Source organism: Pseudomonas sp. SYWMCR5 (assembly GCF_057197165.1).
Map to the genome: position 1 here is coordinate 851913 of NZ_JBXUNH010000001.1, position 20433 is coordinate 872345.

At 63.4% G+C, this 20433-nt stretch carries 21 protein-coding genes; 9 read left to right on the plus strand and 12 right to left on the minus strand.

The features are described from left to right. Positions 1-16: 16 nt before the first annotated feature. From AC2CGW_RS04025 to AC2CGW_RS04050, 6 genes are all read right to left on the minus strand, one after another. Positions 17-595 carry a DJ-1/PfpI family protein gene (locus AC2CGW_RS04025; RefSeq protein WP_186667305.1) on the minus strand — a complete coding sequence of 193 codons (579 nt, stop codon included), beginning with the start codon at positions 593-595 and terminating at the stop codon, positions 17-19. A 79-nt stretch (positions 596-674) separates the two neighbouring features. Further along, the gene (locus tag AC2CGW_RS04030; RefSeq protein ID WP_186710823.1) at positions 675-1832 is read right to left on the minus strand and encodes a phospholipase D-like domain-containing protein; all 1158 of its coding nucleotides are present in this window, start codon (positions 1830-1832) and stop codon (positions 675-677) included. A gap of 1 nt (position 1833) precedes the next feature. Next, positions 1834-2415, minus strand: coding sequence for a YceI family protein (locus tag AC2CGW_RS04035; protein WP_186667307.1), 582 nt, complete (start codon positions 2413-2415; stop codon positions 1834-1836). Between the two features lie 45 nt (positions 2416-2460). Continuing rightward, positions 2461-2757 carry an amidase gene (locus AC2CGW_RS04040; protein ID WP_186667308.1) on the minus strand — a complete coding sequence of 99 codons (297 nt, stop codon included), beginning with the start codon at positions 2755-2757 and terminating at the stop codon, positions 2461-2463. Next, positions 2754-3842: a serine hydrolase domain-containing protein gene (locus AC2CGW_RS04045; protein ID WP_484573686.1), complete on the minus strand. Its 1089-nt coding sequence runs from the start codon at positions 3840-3842 to the stop codon at positions 2754-2756. The genes AC2CGW_RS04040 and AC2CGW_RS04045 overlap by 4 nt, the downstream gene beginning before the upstream one ends. A 42-nt stretch (positions 3843-3884) precedes the next feature. Beyond that, on the minus strand, positions 3885-4772 hold the full coding sequence (locus AC2CGW_RS04050; protein WP_411383165.1) for an acyl-CoA dehydrogenase middle domain-containing protein: 888 nt from the start codon (positions 4770-4772) through the stop codon (positions 3885-3887). 136 nt (positions 4773-4908) lie between these two features. Here AC2CGW_RS04050 and olsB point away from each other — a divergent pair, with 136 nt between their 5' ends. Together olsB and AC2CGW_RS04060 are read left to right on the plus strand one after the other, a co-directional pair. Continuing rightward, positions 4909-5664 carry an L-ornithine N(alpha)-acyltransferase gene (olsB, locus tag AC2CGW_RS04055; protein WP_484573566.1) on the plus strand — a complete coding sequence of 252 codons (756 nt, stop codon included), beginning with the start codon at positions 4909-4911 and terminating at the stop codon, positions 5662-5664. Continuing rightward, positions 5664-6455 carry a lysophospholipid acyltransferase family protein gene (locus tag AC2CGW_RS04060; protein WP_484573567.1) on the plus strand — a complete coding sequence of 264 codons (792 nt, stop codon included), beginning with the start codon at positions 5664-5666 and terminating at the stop codon, positions 6453-6455. Before olsB ends, AC2CGW_RS04060 begins: the two co-directional genes overlap by 1 nt. Before the next feature lie 135 nt (positions 6456-6590). Here AC2CGW_RS04060 and AC2CGW_RS04065 read toward each other — a convergent pair whose 3' ends face one another. After that, complete coding sequence (locus tag AC2CGW_RS04065; protein ID WP_186710817.1) at positions 6591-7163, minus strand: acyl carrier protein phosphodiesterase; 573 nt, start codon at positions 7161-7163, stop codon at positions 6591-6593. A 152-nt stretch (positions 7164-7315) separates the two neighbouring features. Between AC2CGW_RS04065 and AC2CGW_RS04070 the strand changes: the two genes are divergently transcribed. Genes AC2CGW_RS04070 through AC2CGW_RS04080 form a run of 3 tightly spaced genes read left to right on the plus strand, consistent with a single transcriptional unit; the run spans position 7316 to position 9873 of the window. Beyond that, positions 7316-7618, plus strand: coding sequence for an ArsR/SmtB family transcription factor (locus AC2CGW_RS04070; protein WP_186667313.1), 303 nt, complete (start codon positions 7316-7318; stop codon positions 7616-7618). A 13-nt stretch (positions 7619-7631) separates the two neighbouring features. Then, on the plus strand, positions 7632-8804 hold the full coding sequence (locus AC2CGW_RS04075) for an MFS transporter (protein ID WP_186667314.1): 1173 nt from the start codon (positions 7632-7634) through the stop codon (positions 8802-8804). Between the two features lie 19 nt (positions 8805-8823). Next, complete coding sequence (locus AC2CGW_RS04080) at positions 8824-9873, plus strand: alkene reductase (RefSeq protein ID WP_186667315.1); 1050 nt, start codon at positions 8824-8826, stop codon at positions 9871-9873. A gap of 126 nt (positions 9874-9999) precedes the next feature. Here AC2CGW_RS04080 and AC2CGW_RS04085 read toward each other — a convergent pair whose 3' ends face one another. Then, positions 10000-11844: a hypothetical protein gene (locus AC2CGW_RS04085; RefSeq protein WP_484573568.1), complete on the minus strand. Its 1845-nt coding sequence runs from the start codon at positions 11842-11844 to the stop codon at positions 10000-10002. Continuing rightward, entirely contained in the window at positions 11841-11990 is a 150-nt protein-coding gene (locus AC2CGW_RS04090) for a hypothetical protein (protein WP_484573569.1), read from the minus strand. The genes AC2CGW_RS04085 and AC2CGW_RS04090 overlap by 4 nt, the downstream gene beginning before the upstream one ends. A gap of 456 nt (positions 11991-12446) precedes the next feature. On the opposite strand from AC2CGW_RS04090, the gene AC2CGW_RS04095 reads away from it, so the two are divergent. After that, positions 12447-13640 carry a DUF2599 domain-containing protein gene (locus AC2CGW_RS04095; RefSeq protein ID WP_186710814.1) on the plus strand — a complete coding sequence of 398 codons (1194 nt, stop codon included), beginning with the start codon at positions 12447-12449 and terminating at the stop codon, positions 13638-13640. A gap of 12 nt (positions 13641-13652) precedes the next feature. Here AC2CGW_RS04095 and AC2CGW_RS04100 read toward each other — a convergent pair whose 3' ends face one another. The 3 genes from AC2CGW_RS04100 to AC2CGW_RS04110 form a co-directional block, all read right to left on the minus strand. Then, positions 13653-14465 (minus strand): ATPase, encoded by an 813-nt coding sequence (locus AC2CGW_RS04100; protein WP_484573570.1) that lies wholly within the window; start codon positions 14463-14465, stop codon positions 13653-13655. 86 nt (positions 14466-14551) lie between these two features. After that, complete coding sequence (locus tag AC2CGW_RS04105; RefSeq protein WP_054893815.1) at positions 14552-15547, minus strand: NAD-dependent epimerase/dehydratase family protein; 996 nt, start codon at positions 15545-15547, stop codon at positions 14552-14554. A 49-nt stretch (positions 15548-15596) separates the two neighbouring features. Continuing rightward, positions 15597-16487 carry a LysR family transcriptional regulator ArgP gene (locus tag AC2CGW_RS04110; protein WP_186667319.1) on the minus strand — a complete coding sequence of 297 codons (891 nt, stop codon included), beginning with the start codon at positions 16485-16487 and terminating at the stop codon, positions 15597-15599. 127 nt (positions 16488-16614) lie between these two features. On the opposite strand from AC2CGW_RS04110, the gene AC2CGW_RS04115 reads away from it, so the two are divergent. The 3 genes from AC2CGW_RS04115 to AC2CGW_RS04125 all read left to right on the plus strand — a co-directional run bounded on the left by AC2CGW_RS04115 (position 16615) and on the right by AC2CGW_RS04125 (position 20362). After that, on the plus strand, positions 16615-17214 hold the full coding sequence (locus AC2CGW_RS04115; protein WP_186667320.1) for a LysE/ArgO family amino acid transporter: 600 nt from the start codon (positions 16615-16617) through the stop codon (positions 17212-17214). A 192-nt stretch (positions 17215-17406) separates the two neighbouring features. Beyond that, complete coding sequence (locus AC2CGW_RS04120) at positions 17407-18003, plus strand: superoxide dismutase (RefSeq protein ID WP_186710808.1); 597 nt, start codon at positions 17407-17409, stop codon at positions 18001-18003. A gap of 307 nt (positions 18004-18310) precedes the next feature. Continuing rightward, entirely contained in the window at positions 18311-20362 is a 2052-nt protein-coding gene (locus tag AC2CGW_RS04125; protein ID WP_411383172.1) for a putative bifunctional diguanylate cyclase/phosphodiesterase, read from the plus strand. The last annotated feature ends 71 nt before the right edge of the window (positions 20363-20433 follow it).

A 20433-nucleotide genomic window follows, 5' to 3' on the forward strand; every position in this document is an offset into this window, starting at 1 on the left:
CAGAACCGCTGCCAGATCAGGCAATACGCGTCCCCAACACCTTGAGGAACGCCGCCAACCAGGCCGGATGCGCCGGCCAAGCGGGCGCCGTCACCAGATTGCCATCTACATGCGCCTGGTCGATGGCAATATCCACGAACCGTCCCCCGGCCAACCGCACCTCCGGCGCGCACGCCGGATAGGCGCTGCACGCACGCCCTTCGAGCACCCCTGCCGCCGCCAGCAACTGTGCGCCATGGCACACCGCCGCGATCGGCTTGCCCGCCTGGTCGAACTCCTTGACCAGTTTCAGCACCCGCTCGTCCAGACGCAGGTACTCCGGCGCCCGCCCACCAGGGATCAGCAGCGCGTCATAGCCCTCGGCACGCACCTGGACGAAATCGAAGTTGAGGGCGAAGTTGTGCCCAGGCTTCTCGCTGTAGGTCTGGTCGCCCTCGAAGTCGTGAATGGCCGTGCGCACGGTCTGCCCGGCGATCTTCTCAGGGCACACCGCGTGCACCGTGTGGCCAACCATCTGCAAGGCCTGGAACGGCACCATCACTTCATAGTCTTCGACGTAGTCGCCCACCAGCATGAGAATCTTCTTCGCCGTCATCGCATCCACTCCTTCGTTTGCAGGGAACAATCACTGCACGATAGTCCGCTTTGTCGATGAACGATATACGGCGCAGGTCTCAGTTGCGACGATCCAGCAGATTGACCACCAGCCGATCCAGCCAGCCCCAGATCCGCTGCTGCACCCGCCGCCACAGCGGCCGGGCCTTCCAGTGATCCAGATCGACCTCCTCGCTCAAGGCGAAGTCCCGCGTGAAACTGGCCAGCACCGCAGCAGTCAGCGGCGGATCGAGGGCTTCGACGTTGGCTTCGAGGTTGAAGCGCAGATTCCAGTGGTCGAAGTTGCACGAACCAATGCTGACCCAGTCGTCAACCACGGCCATCTTCAGGTGCAGGAAACATGGCTGGTACTCGAAGATCCGCACCCCGGCGCGCAGCAAACGCGGGTAGTAACGATGGCCAGCGTAACGCACCGAAGGGTGGTCGGTGCGTGGCCCCGTGAGCAGCAAGCGCACGTCGATACCCTTTTGCGCCGCCCGGCGCAGCGACCGGCGCACGCTCCAGGTTGGCAGAAAATACGGCGTCGCCAGCCAGATGCGACGCTGCCCACTGTTCAGTGCACGGACCAGCGAATGCAGAATATCGCGGTGCTGGCGCGCGTCGGCGTAGGCCACCCGGCCCAGGCCCTCGCCCTGCGCCGGCATCTTCGGCAGGCGCGACAGGCCGAAGTTTTCCGGCGGGCGCCAGGCCGTGCGACGGTGGTTGGCGTGCCACTGTCGGTCGAACAGCAGCTGCCAATCGGCCACCACCGGTCCCTCCATACGCACCATCACTTCATGCCACTCACTCGCCTCCTGGCCCGGTGTCCAGAATTCATCGGTCACGCCGGTGCCACCCACCACCGCCCAGTGCTCGTCCACCAGCAGCAGCTTGCGGTGATCGCGGTACAGGTTGCGCAGGCCCCGGCGCCAGCGCAGACGGTTGTACAGGCGCAGTTCGGCTCCGGCGGCCTGCAAACGCTGACGCAAGGCCGAAGGGAAGGCCAGGGCGCCATAATCGTCGAACAGGCAACGCACGCGCACGCCACGCGCGGCCGCAGACTCCAGGGCCTCGACCACCGCATCGGCACAGGCCCCCGCCTCCACCAGGTAAAGTTCCAGATCGACCTGGCGCTCGGCGCGCACGATGGCCATGAGCATGCGGGGAAAGAATTCGGGGCCGTCGATCAGCAGTTCGAACTGGTTGCCATCCCGCCAGGGGAAGACCGGCCCTGGCATGTCAGCGCGCGGTGAAGATCAGCACCGCGCTCACCGGCACCGACGGGTTGATGGACTTGAGCCCGGCGAAGGTGCGCAGGCGTTCCAGCCCTGGCAGCAAGCCATAGTCTTCGGCACGCAACAGCAGCGGCTCGAGGGTCACCACCTGGAATCGCCGCTCATCGAGGCGGGTGGCCAGCAGCAGGGCGTTGTAGCTGTGGGACTGGCCATGCAGCGTCACGGTCAGCGGCAGGCGCAGTTCCAGTTGGGCACCGTTGGCAAGGTCGTTGATCGGGCGCAGGTCGAGCTGGGCCTTGACCGTCGCTTCGGGGAAGCGCTCGACCTCGAACAGGGTGTCACGCATGCGCTCGTCACGCAGCGGGATACCACTGCTCACCGAATCCATCTCGATGCTCAAGCCGGCCACACCCTTGCGGTCGATGGTGCCGTGCAATACCAGGAAGCGGTGCACTTCGGCAGTATCGCCGTTCTTGCCGGTGATGAACGACAGGCGCGAAGACTCACCGTCCAGGTGCCAGTTGGCATGGGCAGGCAGGCACAGGGCCAGTAACAGGGCAGGTAGCAGGCGGAGCAAGGTGGGCATGTGAAACCTCGTGAAGCAAGGCCGACAACCTTACCCCGCAGGCCTTCACGGCAGCAAGCGACAACCCTCGCGCGGCCCCTGCCAGACAGCCACGCTATGCCGTCCTAGGCCTTCGGCGAGCACGCTGCGTGCGCGGCTGTCCTCTTCCAGGCGCCCCAATGGCAGGTACTGCTTCACATAGGCGCGGCAATAGGCCTCGTCAAAACCCATGACGAAGCGGCACGAGCAGTACTCCTTTGCCGAGTACGCCGAAAGAATGCTCGGAAAGTCCGACAGGGCCTGACGTTCGGTCCATGCCCAGGCCAGCAGGACCAGCAGCAACACCAGCAAGATCCGCTTCATGCACCCGCCTTCGCCAGCACGGCCAGCACGCGCTTGAGCAGTTCGTTATGGCTGTAGCTGCCGTCGCGGTCGTCGCCGTAGCGTACGATCACCAGCTTCTGCGTGGGCAGCACATATAGCGCCTGGCCCCAGTGACCGAGGGCGGCGAAGGTATCGGTGGGGGCATCCGGCCAGGGCGGAGGGTTGCCCGGCAGCGGCTGGTTCAGCCACCAGTGCCCGCCGGGGTTGGCATCGCCCGGCACCGGCTCGGCATGGGTGAACAGGGTGCGATTGAAGGCCACCCAATCGGCAGGCAGCAGTTGCTGCTCACGCCAGCGCCCGTCGCGCTGCATCAGCAGGCCGATGCGCGCAAGATCGCGGGCACTGAGGTAGAGGTAGGAGGAGCCGACATAGGTGCCAACACCGTCGCGCTCCCACACCGCATGCGTGATACCCAGCGGGGTGAACAGCGCCTGCCAGGGATAGTCGGCGTACTGGTCCGCCCCGAGCATGCCGCGTAGCGCCGCGGCCAGCAGATTGCTGTCGCCGCTGGAATAGGCAAAGTGCTGCCCCGGCAGCTCGGCTTGGGCCATGCCAGCGGTGTAGGCCGCCATGTCATTGCGCCCGCGGGTATAGAGCATTGCCACGACCGAGGATTTGAGCGGCGCGTATTCATAGTCTTCCTGCCAGGCCAGGCCGCTGGCCCAGTGCAGCAGGTCGACCAGGCGCAGTTGCGGATGCTCACGCAAGGCGGGGTAGTAACGGGCGGCCGGATCATCGAGCTGGAAACGCCCTTCGCCGCGGGCGACACCCAGCAACGTGGCCAGCACGCCCTTGCTGATCGACCAGGTCAGGTGCGGGGTGTCGACGCCTGTAGGCGCTGCGTAGCGCTCGTACAGAACGCGACCGTCACGAATGATCAGCAGTGCATCGCTGCGCACACCGCTGCGATCGACATCGTTGCGCAGCGCGAAGGCATAGTCGTCGACAGCCTGCCAGTCGTACCGCGTCGGATCCTGCTGCCATTGGCTGTCCGGCCACTCCTCGGCGAACACCGGCAGGGCGATCAATCCGAGAATCCCCAGCACCACCTTCAGTTTGCCCATCGATACCTCACGCGCGGTCAATCGGCGGAGCATACCTGGGCTTCATGACAATCCTGCAGCAGCCCAGGCCTTGGCCAGGCGTTTTTCCCGGGTCGCGGCGGCCAGTGCCAGCAGCCCCTGGTCGCGCTGCCAAAGTTGCGCCCAGTGCCCGGGGCCGCTGGCCAGGGCCGCGTCGATATCACCACGCAGTGCCTGGAACTGGGCGAACAGGCCGGCCAGCAACAGATGACAGCCCACGCTGTCGGCGCACTGTCGGCTGGCCTCGGCACAGGCAGCGAGCAGGCCAATCAGGCGCAGGCGCAACACCTGGGGCCAGGTGCACTCCTGGGCAACGCCGTGCAGCCACCCGAGCAGCGCGGTGAGTACATAGAGGTCTTCGAGGGAGCGGAACGGTTTGACATAGGCCTCCCAGCCATCACCCGCCAGCAGCTCGCAGGCCGCGTGCTTCAGTTCGACACGGGCATGGCCGACCTCAGGCATCAACGGCAGGGTCGGCAACGCTTCGAGGGTCACGCCGGGCTCACCGGGGTAGACCACCGCCAGGCTCAGCCGCGCGCTCTCGCCCTGCGCTTCGCTGCGGGCCGCCACCAGCAACCATTCGGCGTCGAGACCGGCGGTGACGAAATCCTTGCGACCACTCAGCCGCAGCCCATCGAGACGGGTGTGCATGTCGGCCGGACGCACACTGCGTCGCTCGGTGGCGCACAAGGCCCCCAACCCCGCAGGCGCGCTGGGCCAGAGCACACGCAAGGCGGCCTGATAACCGACCAGAAAGGCCAATCCCGGCGTGTCCATCGCGCGCCCACCCAGCGCCGCCAGTTCGAACGGCGTGACTGCGCCCAGACGCTCCAGCGTGGCCGCATAGGTCTCGCCCAGAGTGGCCGCCAGCGCCTGGCGCAGCGGGTCGTTGAGTCGTTGCAACCAGGTCATCGAATGCTCCTCGTGAGGGGTGTCACGCAAGCATCACCAAAGATTCACGGAGGTGACACCGCGCCTACCTAGGCTGACTTTGCACAACAAAGCCGACCGGCCGCAACCCTATTTGGCTGGCTTATGGAGACTCGCAATGACTCGGATCGCTCGCTCTGGCGACAACAGCACTGAACGCCGTCTGCAAGCCGAACGCCTGGTCGGCGCCGCGGCCCTGCAGGAAGCACAGGCCCTGCGTTTCAAGGTGTTCAGCGCCGAATTCAAGGCCAAGCTCAAGGGCGCGGAACTGGGCCTGGACATGGATGACTACGATATCCACTGCCGCCACATCGGTGTGCGCGACCTGGTCACCGGCCAATTGGTCGCCACCACCCGCCTGCTCGACCACCAGGCCGCCAGCAGCCTGGGCCGCTTCTACAGCGAAGAAGAATTCAGCCTGCACGGGCTGCTGCAACTGCAAGGCCCGATCCTGGAACTGGGTCGCACCTGCGTCGATCCCGACTACCGCAACGGCGGCACCATCGCCGTGCTCTGGGGCGAGCTTGCCGAAGTGCTCAACGAAGGCCGCTACAGCTACCTGATGGGCTGCGCCAGCATCCCCATGCAGGACGGCGGCATCCAGGCCCACGCGATCATGCAGCGCCTGCGCGAACGCTACCTGTGCACCGAGCACCTGCGCGCCGAGCCGAAAAAACCGCTCCCCACCCTGGCCCTGCCGAACAACGTCATCACCGAGATGCCACCGTTGCTCAAGGCGTACATGCGCCTGGGGGCGAAGATCTGTGGGGAGCCCTGCTGGGACCAAGACTTCCAGGTCGCCGACGTGTTCATCCTGCTCAAGCGCGATGACCTCTGCCCGCGCTACGCCCGCCACTTCAAGGCGGCAGTCTGATGCCGGGCCTGCGGGCCTGCGCCCGCCTCCTGCGCCTGATACTGGTGCTGTTGCTGGGGATCGCCATGGCCAGCGTCATCGCCTTGGGCGAACGCTTGGGGCTGCACGCCTCCATCGAGCGGCGGCAACGTTGGACCTGCCTGTTCATGAAACGCCTGATCGGCGCCCTGCCCTTTGACGTGCGGATCGTCGGTGAACTGCCACAGCGCTCGATGCTGTGGGTCAGCAACCACGTGTCATGGACCGACATTCCCCTGCTGGGCATGCTCACGCCGCTGTCGTTCCTGTCCAAGGCCGAGGTACGCCAATGGCCGTTGGCCGGCTGGCTGGCGCAGAAGGCCGGCACCTTGTTCATTCGCCGTGGCGGGGGTGATGCCCAGCGTCTGCGCGAACAGATCAGCGAGCAACTGGGCCAGGCCCGACCGTTGTTGATTTTCCCTGAAGGCACCACCACCGACGGTCGCGGCCTGCGCACCTTCCACGGACGCCTGCTGGCCGGCGCCATCGATCAGGACACACCCGTGCAGCCAGTGGCGATCCAGTACCTGCGCAACGGCGAACCGGACCCGATCGCACCGTTCATCGGCGATGACGACATGGTTTCGCACCTGATGCGCTTGTTTGGCCGGGAGCGGGGGGAGGTGGTGATTCACCTGCTGGCGCCGGTGGAGAGCCAGGGCAAGGAACGTGCGGCGCTGGCCTTCATGGCGCAGCAGGCGATTCAGGTGGCTTTGTTCGGGGTCGAGGACGTCGAGGTGGCGGTGCCGCGTCGGCAGGCAAAAGCGGCCTGATTGCTGGGGTGGGGCGAGCGGCCCTATCGCGGGGCAAGCCCGCCCCCACAGGCACCCCGCTGTACTTAAAATCAGTTCGGTACCTGTGGGAGCGGGCTTGCCCCGCGATAGGGCCCTGGCAAACACTGCAAAACCTCACCGCCCCGCCGCCGCAAACACCTGCAACTGCGGGTAGAACTCACGAAAATCCGCCAGCAACGGCTCATACAACCGCTCCAGCTCCGCCATCACCCCGTTCATGCCCTGCGGCTTCGACAGCCGCCGCGCGATCCCCCCGAACACTTGCTCCAGCGTGGCGAAATCACCATAGGCTCCCAGCCAGTCATCCGCTGCCATGAACGGCGCAATACGTGCCAAGCGCCCCGGCAACTGCGGCTCGGCCAACAGCACCCGGTAAAAGGTGTCGGTAAACTGCGCCAGCGGCTGCTCGGCGTAATCCGCCCAATGCCGTGCCAGGCAGTGATCGAAGAACACGTCGAGCACGATCCCGGCAAACCGCCGACGCTCCTGCGGGAAGCGCGCCAGCGCCGCCAGTACCAGCGGATGGCTGTCGGTGTAGCGATCGATCTGTCGGTGCAGCCGGATCGCCGCCTCCAGCTCAGGCGCAAAGCGCCCTTCGAGCGGGCCTTTGACGAAATCGCCGTACAGGCTGCCGAGCAGTTGCTGCGGCGCCGGGCCGCCAAGGTGCAGGTGTGCGAGGTAGTTCATGGCGGCAGTCTAGCACTGTCGCCGCGTATATCGTTATAACGCGATATAGCGATTTCGGCTGAGCTCAGAACCTCTTCATATTTGTATATCGCGAAATACCGATTTATATTTCGCCCCATCGCGATATACCGCTACACACCACGAGCCCAACCATGCCTCTCGACCTCGACGAAATAATAAAAGCCCTGGCCCATCCGGTCCGCCGAGACATCCTCAACTGGCTGAAGGACCCTGCGGCGCAATTCCCCGACCAGCACCACAGCACCGAATTCGGCGTCTGTGCCGGGCAGATCGATCAACGCTGCGGCCTGTCGCAGTCGACCGTCTCTGCCCACCTGGCCACCTTGCAGCGCGCAGGCCTGATCAGCAGCCAGAAGGTCGGGCAGTGGCATTTCTTCAAGCGCAACGAGGACACCATCCAGGCCTTCCTCGAGCAGATGAGCCAAGAGCTCTGACAAGGACCTTGCAATGCCCCTTTCACTGTTGATCCTGGCGCTGAGCGCCTTTGCCATCGGCACCACCGAGTTCGTCATCATGGGCCTGCTGCCCGATGTGGCGCGCGACCTGGGTGTGAGCATTCCCGGAGCCGGATGGCTGGTGACCGGCTACGCCCTGGGCGTGGCGATCGGCGCGCCGTTCATGGCCCTGGCCACCGCCCGCCTGCCACGCAAGGCTGCGCTGGTGGTGCTGATGGGCGTGTTCATCGTCGGCAACCTGCTGTGTGCAGTGGCCAGCGACTACAACCTGCTGATGTTCGCCCGCGTGGTCACCGCCCTGTGCCACGGTGCCTTCTTCGGTATCGGCTCGGTGGTGGCGGCCAGTCTGGTGCCAGCCAACCGCCGCGCCTCGGCCGTAGCGCTGATGTTCACAGGTCTGACCCTGGCCAACGTGCTGGGTGTGCCACTGGGCACTGCCCTGGGCCAGGTCGCCGGCTGGCGCTCGACCTTCTGGGCCGTGACCGGCATCGGCGTGATCGCATTGATCGGCCTGATCCGCTTCCTGCCGCTGCAGCAGGATGCCGAAAAGGTCGACATGCGCGCTGAACTCGCCTCCCTCAAGGGCGCCCGGATCTGGTTGTCGCTGAGCATGACCGTGCTGTTCTCGGCCTCGGTGTTCGCCCTGTTCACCTACGTTGCGCCACTGCTCGGTGATGTGACCGGCGTATCGCCACGCGGCGTGACCTGGACCCTGGTCCTGATCGGCCTGGGCCTGACGCTGGGTAACATCATCGGAGGCAAGCTCGCCGATCGCCGCCTCGCGGCCACCCTGGTGGGTGTGTTCGCCACCATGGCAGTGGTCTCCACCCTGTTCAGCTGGACCAGCAACGCGCTGGTGCCCGCCGAAATCACCCTGTTCCTCTGGGCCACCGCCGCCTTCGCCGCCGTTCCAGCGCTGCAGGTCAACGTGGTCACCTACGGCAAGGATGCGCCGAACCTGGTCTCGACCCTGAACATCGGCGCCTTCAACCTGGGCAACGCCCTGGGCGCCTGGGTTGGCGGCAGCGTCATCGCCCACGGCCTGGGCCTGACCAGCGTACCGCTGGCCGCAGGCGCCCTGGCTGTCCTGGCGCTGATCGTCACCCTGATCACTTTCAACCAGCGCGGCGACAACGATGCCGAGCTGGCCGCTGCATCCAACTGACCTACGCGAGGCTTTCGACATGACCACGCTTTTCGATCCGATCACCCTGGGCGACCTCGAGCTGCCCAACCGCATCATCATGGCCCCGCTGACCCGTTGCCGCGCCGACGAGGGCCGCGTGCCCAACGCACTGATGGCCGAGTACTACGTGCAGCGCGCCAGCGCTGGCCTGATCCTGACTGAAGCCACCTCGGTCACACCGATGGGCGTCGGCTATCCCGACACCCCCGGCATCTGGTCCAACGACCAGGTCCGCGGCTGGCACAACGTGACCCAGGCCGTGCATGGCGCTGGCGGGCGCATCTTCCTGCAACTGTGGCACGTCGGGCGCATCTCCCACCCGTCGTACCTCAACGGTGAGCTGCCGGTGGCGCCAAGCGCAATCCAGCCCAAAGGCCACGTCAGCCTGGTGCGCCCGCTGAGCGACTACCCGACACCCCGCGCGCTGGAAACCGAAGAAATCGCCGACCTCGTCGAGGCTTACCGGACCGGTGCCGAGAACGCCAAGGCTGCTGGTTTCGACGGCGTGGAAATCCATGGCGCCAATGGTTACCTGCTCGACCAGTTCCTGCAGAGCAGCACCAACCAGCGCACCGACCAATACGGCGGCTCGCTGGAAAACCGTGCCCGCCTGCTGCTGGAAGTGACCGACGCGGTGGTCGACGTCTGGGGCCCCAAGCGCGTCGGCGTGCACCTGGCACCACGGGCCGATGCCCACGACATGGGCGATGCCGACCGCGCCGAGACCTTCACCTACGTTGCCCGTGAACTGGGCAAGCGTGGCATCGCCTTCATCTGCTCGCGGGAAAAAGAAGCCGACGACAGCATCGGCCCGCTGATCAAAGAGGCGTTCGGCGGCCCCTACATCGTCAACGAACGCTTCACCAAGGCCACCGCCAACGCGGCACTGGCCAGCGGCAAGGCCGATGCCGTGGCCTTCGGCATCCCGTTCATCGCCAACCCCGACCTGCCGGCGCGTCTGGCCGCCGATGCGCCGCTGAACGAGCCGCACCCTGAAACCTTCTACGGCAAGGGTCCTGTGGGTTACATCGACTACCCGCGCCTGTGATGCAGGGCAGAGGATGAGCTGCACCCGCTCATCCTCTGCTGGTGTCCGCTTAGTGGCCAGAACCCACAGGCAATAATGCCGAAGCGGTTTACTCTGCGTGACTCATCCGCCACCTGCCATGGGCCTTCATGGCTGCACCGCCTGATCCACAGCCCGGTATTCGAAGGGATTGCCCTTGCCATACTGGGTCTGATCCAGCCTGATCACCGGAACCCAAAGATTGGTGCGAGCTTTGAATTTTGTCTGGTATGTCTTGGCGCTCGCGTCCGCTCCGGCCACATTGGCAAAGTAGAAGAAAGCCTCGAGAGGCAGTTTCTCACCGATATTCTGCGCCCAGGTCCGCACGAGAACCTCGTTCCAGGGACTCGAAATTCTCAGCGGTGTGCCCTTCGCCTCCAACGCGGCCAGGAACTGCGAGGGTACCTGTGTGCTCAGCGAACATTGCAAGGTGCTGTTGGCGATACCAGAGGCATGTGTGATCCACTGCGCTGCCGTGGTAATACCTTTTGCAGCACAGGAGCTCAGATCGGCAGCCAGAAGCCCCTGTCGGGATCCACAACCGTTCTGCTTGTAATTACTCGAAGTGCCTGCGTTATGGGGATAGATACAGAGCAGTTCCTGGGCCTTGTTCTGAGCGATGGCGGTTTCCTGGTCGCTGAAGATGAAGCCACTGTTTATGGCGAGGCTGGTGACATGGGAGTCCATGCGCAGGTATGTGAACGACACGCCCCCCAGCTTCACCGCGTTCGGACTCGGGTTCCAAGGATCGAAATTCTCGTTGTACGTGCCCCGCGCCAGCACACCGCTGCAGTAGTACGCCGGGGTATTGCCGGCACAGGCAGCAGGTACCTTGCGGTAGCGCTCGTTCAAGCGTGCTGCGACGACCTCCCCGGGAGCAAGTGCGGACTTGACGATCTTCAAATCCAGCGGCTCGGAAATCACCAGCGGATTGCCGCCACGCCCCAGGCTCGCAGTGAGCCTCACGGTCTTGCCTAGGTCCTTGGCAACATCGTCTTTGGCGATCTGGAAGCGGATATCTCCCGTACCGCCGAATCGTTGCGTGGGCAGGTCCAGACGCGCCCCTCCTTGCCAGCGCATTCCGACGGTATCGCCCTTGCGCAACTGCTGGCCATCCACCTTGATCGTCGTGCTGCCCATGATCAGATTGAGGTCGAGTTCACCCTTCGAGGCTTGCTCGGCTGTGGGCGCCTCAATCATCATCCGTTCCAGTATTCGCGCACTGAGCGCCTGGGAAATACGCAACGGATTTCCGTCTCCACCCACACTGGCGGAGATGATCACCGCACTTCCAGTAAAGAGGCTGACCGTATCGAACGGTACCTCGAATGACACCGGCGCAACTTTCTTGACCTCCTTGAGCGACAGATCGCGGGTTTTGCGGCCTTTCCATCGAAGTCCGACCATGTCACCCACTTTCATGCCGGGATAGTCAACTTCAACCGTCGTGACATAGCTGCCTGGACGATAATCGCCGTTCTTGTCGATGCCGAGCAGCTTCGGTGCAGGAACGTCGAACGGCAACGACTTCACCACCGTTACAACGAGTGGGTCGGAAATGATCAAGTTCGAGCCATTTACCCCGACACTGGAGGTCAGTCGCGCAGTACCACCGACAACTTCCTCGACCAGTTCCCTGGGCACCTTGAACACCAGAGGCCCTGCCTGCTTGACGGTCTGAACCGGCAAATACTTGGATTTCTTGCCTTGCCAGCGCAACCCGACGGTATGCCCTGCAGCCATCGCCGGGTAGTCCACATGCACACTGAGCTCATCTTTGAAGCTATCGAGGCCGATCTGCCTGTCACGCGCTTCGACCAGCACCGGTGCGGGTACATCGAAGCCCGCACGCACGGCCTGCTCAGGTACTGCGGTTTCTTTGCCGTTGGGGACACAGGCAACCAGCGCTAACTGTAGCGAGCCGACTACGGCTATCCATGCCAGAGCTTTCATGGTGTCACTCCTTGATCTGCCGGGTTGTAGGTGAACGCACCTTTCCAGTACAACCCACCCACCTGATCGACGGCCAGGTCGGGATAGTTGACATACACCGTACCCATCAGAACAAGCACGTTATAGCCGTGTTTGGATCCCTTCATGAAATCCCCCAAAATTTAAGAAAACGCGGCCCCGCCGAGGCTCCAGAGTGCTCGAAAATTGGAGTTACTTCGAATCCAGTTGGAGGCACCGACGAAACGATGACCCGACCGCTGTCGCACAGTGAATGCTGTTGCCAGGATACAACCGAGCAGCTTCAATGTTTTACAAGAGATGAAATTTGGCCTGTTATTCCCAACGCGAGCGAAACTGGCAATAACAATAAAAACGGTGAAACCGTATCTTGCTTGTAGCCTGACCCGGAGTGCGAAGTTGCAATGACAATCTAGCAACAACTTGAAGACTGCACACCTGACAAAATTAACAGGTGCCCGCACGCCACTATCATTTTTACCAGTTGTTCAGATATACGTATTTGCCTAAGGTCGATGAAACAGCAAGTGTTTGTCATAGCGAATTCGCGCGGACAGCGTCATCAACCCTGCAATGGAGCTGCCATGTACCTGCCTCCCGTCCTATTTAGGCTGAGCCTGCTTGCAGCCAGTCTGGTTCTCAATCACTCAGCACTGGCGGCGCCAGGACCGGAAACGGCACATGCCCTGAGTGTCCGCTACCTGCAGAGCCCCCCGAACTGTGGCAGCACCAACAAACCCCGCTTCCTGTGCGCAGGCGTGATACTCAAGGGCACGACCCACATGAATCAGGAGAACAGCTGGGATCCGACACCAGAGGAGCGCGAGAATGGCGGTACGGCCTACACGTATCTGGCAAAAGATGCCACCTTCAGCCATCTGGCCTTGAACGACACCAACGGCTACATCATTTACCCGGCAGAACAACAACCGAAAGAAAGTCGGACGCTGCAGCTACTGTGCTTCTTTCCAGTCGACGGTGGACGACGGACGCGTTCAGACCACGGTTGCGGGGAATCACAGGAGGGAGGCGCAAGCAGCCGCGCCTGCCATCTGCAAGACATCACCACAGCCAAGGGATGGCTTGCCAACTATGGCAATGACCCCGCCAAGCAGTGCGGTTTCTCGGTAGCTAACGGGATGGGCCTGGTCGCCGTGAACGGCTTCAATGCTGGGGTAGAGGCCACAGGGCTTCTGCCAGGCGAGCAGAACAACGAACTGCGGGGCAAGACCTGGGAGGGAATTCCCACTGCTCACCTGCCGATCCAGGCGTTTTTCTACCTGCACGACAGTCCACAGGGGCTGCTCAAGGCACAGCAAGATCAACGTCAGTTCTACAAGGCAACCGGAACCTTCGTCCCGATCATCACACTGACACTGCCAGAAGCAGATCGCGATGCTCTTTTCAACTATGTCGAAGCTTCCCAGGCAAAGCTGGGCGACGTGATCTGTGAGCGTTACTTCGTATCCGGCCACTGGTTCGAGCGCAGCGACGTCAACCCGGGTAAAAAGGAGTGGGCGCTGGGACTGGTGCCGACCGATTGCGCCAGGGCGGTGAAAGCGAACCCGTCAGAAGAGGCGGAAAACGCGGCTGACCGGGAAATGCGCGACAAATTCAGCGCAGACCAACGCTGGGTGAATAATGACAAGGGTGGCATGACCCAACAGATGGTCTGCCACATGCGTATCGCCCACGACAAGCCCGAATGGAACCTCGAGCCGTTCCGACCGAACCTGCCGCTGGAAGACTATCTGCGCAAAGGTTGCAACCCGCGCTGAAACGCTACATTTTCACGGCCGCGCGTTGATCTGCTGCTGCAGGTTCTGGATCTGGCTCTGCAGGGTGTTGAGGCTGCGCGTGGTCTGGCCACGGAAAGCATCGAACTCCTGCACCGAGGCACCACTGGCAGTTGCCGGGCGATTGTCCGCCTGGCTCTTGAGCACCAGCACATCCTGCTCCAGGCTCTCGAGCGCAGCGCCTTGCTTCTTCAACGCTGCCACCTCGCTGCTCAGGCTCTTGAGCTGGCCATCGAGCTTGCCGCCATCGACCTGGCCCGACTTGAGTGCCGCAAGCTCGGTGTTCACTGCCTTGAGCTGCGCCTGCAACTGGGTCTGTAGCTCGGTCACTGCCTTCTGCTGCTCGCGGGTATCGGCCAGCACCTGTTCCAGGCGCTTGCCCAGATCGCCGGCCTGACCGGCAACGCCTTCCTGCTGCTTGCCCTGCTCGGCAAGGCTGGCCTGCAACTGGCGAATCTGCAGTTTCAGGGCTTCGCTGCCAGTGCTGCTGTTCGACTCGCTGGCATCGACCTTGCCGCTGATCGCTTGCAGGCGGCCGGCGGCTTCCTCGCTGATGCGGGCAAAGCTCTCCTGAGTGGCCACCAGTTGCTGCTCCATCAGCGAAATCTGCTGGAAGCTCCACCAGCCAAGCCCGGCCAGGGCGATGAACGAGGCCACCAGCAACGCCCACAAAGGGCCATTGCTGGTCGGCCGCGCGGCTTTCTGCCGACCACGTGCCACATGGGCCGGGAGCAGCTCGTCATCATCGGGAGTACCCGCCCTCAGGACCGGCACATCATCGAAATCATCGTGGGCATCGTTGCGCATGGGTAGGTTCGACCGCACTAATAGCAAAGAGACATATTATAAACCGCCGGGATGGCGCACTGCTGACCACCGCCTGCCCGACAGGTTCACTGTTGGCCCGGCAGGTGCTTCCACCAGCCGCAGAATTCATCCAGCGCCGTCCACAGGCTGACCTTGGGGCGGTAGTCGAGATTATGCCGGGCGCGGCTGATGTCGAGGGTGAAATCCTTGCTCATCACCTGCATCGCGGTGCGTGTCAGGGTGGGTTGCGGCCGCCCGGGCCAGAGCATGCAGGCCGCCTCGTTGACCGCCGCGAGGCTGTAGGCGAGGCGATAGGAGCGGTAGCGGGTGACCTGGGGCAACTGCATCTGGCGCATCACGTAGTTGACCACATCCCACAGTGGCAAAGGCTGGCCGTTGCTGATGTTGTAGGCCTGGCCCAGCGCCTGCTCTTCGGCGAACAGGGCGCTGAGCAGCGCCTCGTTGAGGTTGTGCACACTGGTGAAGTCGACCTTGTTCAGGCCGTTGCCGATGATCGCCAGACGTCCCTTGCCCTGCATGCGCATCAGCCGCGGGAAGATGCTCGCATCCCCTGCGCCGGTGACGAAGCGCGGGCGCAGGGCGAGCACTTCGAGGCCGAACTCCTGGGCACCGAAGACTTTCTGCTCGGCCAGGTGCTTGGTCAGCGCATAGTGATCGTGAAAACGCCGCGGCACCTGGTCCTCGCGGATGTCCAGGCGCGAGCGCCCAGTGAAATAGATCGACGGCGACGACAGGTGCACCAGGCGCCGCACATGTTCTTTCAGGCAACCTTCGACCACGTTCTCGGTGAGCACCACGTTGCCATGATGAAAATCCTGATAACGCCCCCAGTTGCCCACCGCCCCCGCGCAATGCACCACGGCGTCGACGCCCTGGCACAGACGGCGCGCCACCTCGGCGTCGCCCAGGTCGCCCGGAATGAACTGCGCCCCGCGCTTGACCAGGTGCTCCACGCCTTCGGCACGGCGGCCGTTGACCCGCACCTGCAGGCCCTGCTCCAGGGCAAAACGCGCAAAGCGCCCGCCAATGAAGCCGCTCGCGCCGGTGACCAGAATTCGCATGTAAGACTCCGCCTTGCCAGATTACAGATGCAGTTGACGCTGCCCGTGCCTACAAGGGCACCAGCCAACCTGGCGCCGCCTGGCGCAGGTGTTCTGTCAGTTGGGCGAGCAGTTGCCCGCCATTGCGCCAATGATGCCAGTACAACGGTACATCGATGGGCGTATCGCTGCAGATTTCCACCAACTGGCCGCTGGCCAGTTGTTCGCGAGCCTGCAGTTCGGGCACCAGGCCCCAACCGAGCCCGGCTTCGGTCAGACGCAAAAAACCCTCGGACGACGGGCACAGGTGATGGAGAAAACCATCCTCGATCCCCAATGACGCCAGGTAGCGGTGCTGCAGGAAGTCGTCAGGTCCAAAGACCACCGCCGGTGTGCGGGCCAGCCGCGCCACCTCGAACCCCTGCGGAAAATGCCGCGCCATGAACGCCGGGCTGGCCAGCGCGCGATACCGCATCGCCCCCAACGGCTGGCTGCGCGCCCCTGCCACCGGGCGCTCGCTACCGCACAGGCAAGCCGCCACCTCGCCGGCACGCATGCGCCGCAGGCCGACTTCCTGGTCTTCGACCACCAGGTCCAGCAGCAACCGTTGCCCGGCACAGAAATCCCCTACCGCCCCGGCCCACCAGGTCGCCAGGCTGTCAGCGTTGAGGGCGATACGCAGGCGTTCGGGCATGCCCTCTTCATCCAGCGCGGGCACCTGGCGCTGCAGGTCACGTTCGAGCAGGCGCACCTGTTGTACATGGTTGAGCAACTGTCGCCCGACATCGGTCGGGCTCGGTGGCGTGGCACGCACCAGCACTGGCTGGCCGACACGTGCCTCCAGCAGCTTTATACGTTGCGAGATAGCCGACTGGGAAAGCCCGAGCACCTGGGCGGCGCGCTCAAACCCGCCTTGTTCGATCACCGCCGCGAGGGCAGCGAGCAACTTGTAGTCGAACATCGATTTTCCTAATGCCGGATGAGTGCTATTTGTTTTTCTTATACAGCGCCCTTCCCCACAATGGCCAGCATCTTCTTTGTGAATCCGCGTCGCCCTTCAAAGGTGGCGCCCGTGGAGTGTTCCCGCTATGTGGCAGAGTTACTTGAACGGCATGCTGGTGGCCTTCGGCCTGATCATGGCCATCGGCACCCAGAACGCCTTTGTCCTGGCCCAGAGCCTGCGCCGCGAACATCACCTGCCAGTGGCCCTGCTGTGTGTATTGTGCGACGCGATCCTGGTGGCGGCCGGAGTGTTCGGCCTGGCGACGGTGCTGGCCCACAACCCGACCTTGCTGGCCGCCGCACGCTGGGGAGGCGCGGTGTTCCTGATCTGGTACGGTGCCAAGGCCCTGCAGCGGGCCTGCTCCAAGCAGAGCCTGGAACAGCAGCAAGGCCAGGGCCTGCGTTCACGCCGGGCCGTACTGCTCAGTGCCTTGGCGGTGACCTTGCTCAACCCCCACGTCTACCTGGACACCGTGCTGCTGATCGGCTCGCTCGGCGCCCAGCAGACGGTGCCCGGTGCCTATGTCGCCGGGGCGGCGAGCGCATCGCTGGTGTGGTTCTTCACCCTGGCCCTGGGTGCCGCCTGGCTTGCGCCCTGGCTCGCGCGCCCCGGGACCTGGCGGCTGCTGGACCTGATGGTGGCGGTGATGATGTTCGCCGTGGCCGCGCAGTTGATCCTCGGCTGATTCCCCACTGGTCGCCAGGGCCCAACCGCTCTGGAACCTCTATTCCCTATAGTTGTTGCGTGGTTATGCGCGGGGGCTGGTGCTATGATCCAGCCCTTGCGTCGCAAAGAGTACAAACTCGCCGACGCTCATCGGGCCGCCCGTGATCGGCCTTGCGCAAACCGCAAACAGACCTGAATCAGGAGATCCACCATGGCTTTTGAATTGCCGCCGCTGCCCTACGCCCACGATGCCCTGCAGCCGCACATCTCCAAGGAAACCCTGGAGTTTCACCACGACAAGCACCACAACACCTATGTCGTGAACCTGAACAACCTGGTCCCAGGCACCGAATTCGAAGGCAAGTCGCTGGAAGAAATCGTCAAGACTTCCTCGGGCGGCATCTTCAACAACGCCGCTCAAGTCTGGAACCACACCTTCTACTGGAACTGCCTGGCACCGAACGCCGGTGGCCAGCCGACTGGCGCCCTGGCTGATGCGATCAACGCGGCCTTCGGTTCCTTCGACAAGTTCAAGGAAGAGTTCACCAAGACTTCGGTCGGCACCTTCGGCTCCGGCTGGGGCTGGCTGGTGAAGAAGGCCGACGGTTCCCTGGCCCTGGCCAGCACCATCGGCGCCGGCAACCCGCTGACCAGCGGCGACACCCCGCTGCTGACCTGCGACGTCTGGGAACACGCCTACTACATCGACTACCGCAACCTGCGTCCCAAGTACGTCGAGGCGTTCTGGAACCTGGTCAACTGGAAGTTCGTTGCCGAGCAGTTCGAAGGCAAGACCTTCAAGGCCTGATTCGTTCAGCGCTCCGAAAAACCCGGCCCTGGCCGGGTTTTTCTGTCTCCAGGGTCTAGGAAACGGAAAAACCACCGCTTATTTTCAAGCGCCCCGCGTCCCCTCTCTTGCTCCCCCCCAATAGCGCGCTAACATCAACCTTCTGGAAAGTTGATGCAGGACATTCAAGTCGCATGGCCGCGTAACCGATACAGTACTCAGGGTGCATCCAGCGACGGGCCCCTCGCCTGCCGCGGCAATCGGTCGATAGTGTATTGCCAAGGTTGATGGCAAAATAATGGCATGCGCATGGATTAAGGAAACCCCATTGAAGCTGGAATTTCGGAACAGCTTGTCGGTCAAGTTGCTCAGGGTCGTGCTGCTGTCGGCGCTCGCGGTGGGCGTCGTTCTCAGTTGTGCGCAGATCGTCTATGACACCTACAAGACCCGCCAGGCCGTCAACAACGATGCCCAGCGCATCCTCGACATGTTCCGCGACCCCTCCACCCAAGCGGTCTACAGCCTCGACCGAGAGATGGGCATGCAGGTCATGGAGGGCCTGTTCCAGGACGAATCGGTCCGCATGGCCTCCATCGGCCACCCCAATGAAACCATGCTCGCGCAGAAGTCCCGCCCCCTGCAGGACATGCCCCTGCGCTGGTTGACCGACCTGATACTCGGCCAGGAGCGCACCTACACCACCCAACTGGTCGGCCGCGGCCCCTACAGCGAATACTACGGCGACCTGAGCATCACCCTCGATACCGCCAGCTATGGCGAGGGCTTTCTGGTCAACGCGGTCATCATCTTCATTTCCGGCGTGCTGCGCGCCCTGGCCATGGGCCTGGTGCTTTACCTCGTGTACCACTGGCTACTGACCAAACCGCTGTCGAAAATCATCGAGCACCTCACCCAGATCAACCCTGATCGCCCCAGCCAGCACCAGATTCCCCAACTCAAGGGCCACGAACGCAACGAGCTCGGCTTGTGGGTCGACACCGCCAACCAGTTGCTGGCCTCCATCGAACGCAACACCCATTTGCGCCACGAGGCGGAAAACAGCCTGCAGCGCATGGCCCAGTACGACTTCCTTACCGGCCTGCCCAACCGCCAGCAGTTGCAACAGCAACTGGACAAGATTCTCGTCGATGGCGGGCGCCTGCAGCACCGTGTGGCCGTACTGTGCGTGGGCCTGGACGACTTCAAGGGCATCAACGAACAGTTCAGCTACCAGGTCGGCGACCAGTTGCTGCTGGCCCTGGCCGACCGCCTGCGCGCCCACAGCGGCCGCCTCGGCGCCCTCGCTCGCCTGGGTGGCGACCAGTTCGCCCTGGTCCAGGCCAACATCGAGCAGCCCTACGAGGCCGCCGAGCTGGCCCAGAGCATTCTCGACGACCTGGAGGTGCCCTTCGCCCTCGACCACCAGGAAATCCGCCTGCGTGCCACCATCGGCATCACCCTGTTCCCCGAAGACGGCGACAGCACCGAGAAGCTGCTGCAAAAGGCCGAACAGACCATGACCCTGGCCAAGGCCCGCTCGCGCAACCGCTATCAGTTCTATATTGCCAGCGTCGACAGCGAGATGCGTCGGCGCCGCGAGCTGGAAAAAGACCTGCGCGAGGCGTTGCCGCGCAACCAGCTCTACCTGGTGTATCAACCCCAGATCAGCTACCGCGACCACCGCGTGGTCGGCGTCGAGGCGCTGCTGCGCTGGCAGCATCCTGAGCTGGGCATGGTCCCGCCGGACCAGTTCATTCCGCTGGCCGAACAGAACGGTAACATCATCGCCATCGGCGAATGGGTGCTCGACCAGGCCTGCCGCCAACTGCGCGAGTGGCACGACCTGGGTTTCAGCGAGCTGCGCATGGCGGTCAACCTGTCGACCGTGCAACTGCACCACAACGAGCTGCCGCGAGTGGTCAACAACCTGCTGCAGGCCTACCGTCTGCCACCGCGCAGCCTGGAGCTGGAAGTCACCGAGACTGGCCTGATGGAAGACATCAGCACCGCCGCGCAACACCTGCTGAGCCTGCGCCGCTCAGGGGCGCTGATCGCCATCGATGACTTCGGCACCGGCTACTCCTCGCTCAGTTACCTGAAGTCGCTGCCGCTGGACAAGATCAAGATCGACAAGAGCTTCGTTCAGGACCTGCTGGACGACGATGACGATGCCACCATCGTCCGTGCCATCATCCAGCTGGGCAAAAGCCTGGGCATGCAGGTCATCGCCGAAGGCGTGGAAACCGCCGAGCAGGAAACCTACATCATCGCCCAGGGCTGCCATGAGGGTCAGGGCTACCACTACAGCAAGCCGCTGCCCTCGCGCGAGCTGACCGCCTTCCTCAAGCACGCCCAACGCAACCAGGTCTCGGCACTCTGAGCGTGGTCGTCATTGACGACCCTGGAAACGACATTTGCACGAAAAGCACGGCCAACCCTTTACATCAAATG

Coding starts and splice junctions, on each gene's coding strand:
- AC2CGW_RS04025 (WP_186667305.1), bottom strand. CDS start 595: ATGACGGCGAAGAAGATTCTCATGCTGGTGGGCGACTACGTCGAAGAC.
- AC2CGW_RS04030 (WP_186710823.1), bottom strand. CDS start 1,832: ATGCCAGGGCCGGTCTTCCCCTGGCGGGATGGCAACCAGTTCGAACTG.
- AC2CGW_RS04035 (WP_186667307.1), bottom strand. CDS start 2,415: ATGCCCACCTTGCTCCGCCTGCTACCTGCCCTGTTACTGGCCCTGTGC.
- AC2CGW_RS04040 (WP_186667308.1), bottom strand. CDS start 2,757: ATGAAGCGGATCTTGCTGGTGTTGCTGCTGGTCCTGCTGGCCTGGGCA.
- AC2CGW_RS04045 (WP_484573686.1), bottom strand. CDS start 3,842: ATGGGCAAACTGAAGGTGGTGCTGGGGATTCTCGGATTGATCGCCCTG.
- AC2CGW_RS04050 (WP_411383165.1), bottom strand. CDS start 4,772: ATGACCTGGTTGCAACGACTCAACGACCCGCTGCGCCAGGCGCTGGCG.
- olsB (WP_484573566.1), top strand. CDS start 4,909: ATGACTCGGATCGCTCGCTCTGGCGACAACAGCACTGAACGCCGTCTG.
- AC2CGW_RS04060 (WP_484573567.1), top strand. CDS start 5,664: ATGCCGGGCCTGCGGGCCTGCGCCCGCCTCCTGCGCCTGATACTGGTG.
- AC2CGW_RS04065 (WP_186710817.1), bottom strand. CDS start 7,163: ATGAACTACCTCGCACACCTGCACCTTGGCGGCCCGGCGCCGCAGCAA.
- AC2CGW_RS04070 (WP_186667313.1), top strand. CDS start 7,316: ATGCCTCTCGACCTCGACGAAATAATAAAAGCCCTGGCCCATCCGGTC.
- AC2CGW_RS04075 (WP_186667314.1), top strand. CDS start 7,632: ATGCCCCTTTCACTGTTGATCCTGGCGCTGAGCGCCTTTGCCATCGGC.
- AC2CGW_RS04080 (WP_186667315.1), top strand. CDS start 8,824: ATGACCACGCTTTTCGATCCGATCACCCTGGGCGACCTCGAGCTGCCC.
- AC2CGW_RS04085 (WP_484573568.1), bottom strand. CDS start 11,844: ATGAAAGCTCTGGCATGGATAGCCGTAGTCGGCTCGCTACAGTTAGCG.
- AC2CGW_RS04090 (WP_484573569.1), bottom strand. CDS start 11,990: ATGAAGGGATCCAAACACGGCTATAACGTGCTTGTTCTGATGGGTACG.
- AC2CGW_RS04095 (WP_186710814.1), top strand. CDS start 12,447: ATGTACCTGCCTCCCGTCCTATTTAGGCTGAGCCTGCTTGCAGCCAGT.
- AC2CGW_RS04100 (WP_484573570.1), bottom strand. CDS start 14,465: ATGCGCAACGATGCCCACGATGATTTCGATGATGTGCCGGTCCTGAGG.
- AC2CGW_RS04105 (WP_054893815.1), bottom strand. CDS start 15,547: ATGCGAATTCTGGTCACCGGCGCGAGCGGCTTCATTGGCGGGCGCTTT.
- AC2CGW_RS04110 (WP_186667319.1), bottom strand. CDS start 16,487: ATGTTCGACTACAAGTTGCTCGCTGCCCTCGCGGCGGTGATCGAACAA.
- AC2CGW_RS04115 (WP_186667320.1), top strand. CDS start 16,615: ATGTGGCAGAGTTACTTGAACGGCATGCTGGTGGCCTTCGGCCTGATC.
- AC2CGW_RS04120 (WP_186710808.1), top strand. CDS start 17,407: ATGGCTTTTGAATTGCCGCCGCTGCCCTACGCCCACGATGCCCTGCAG.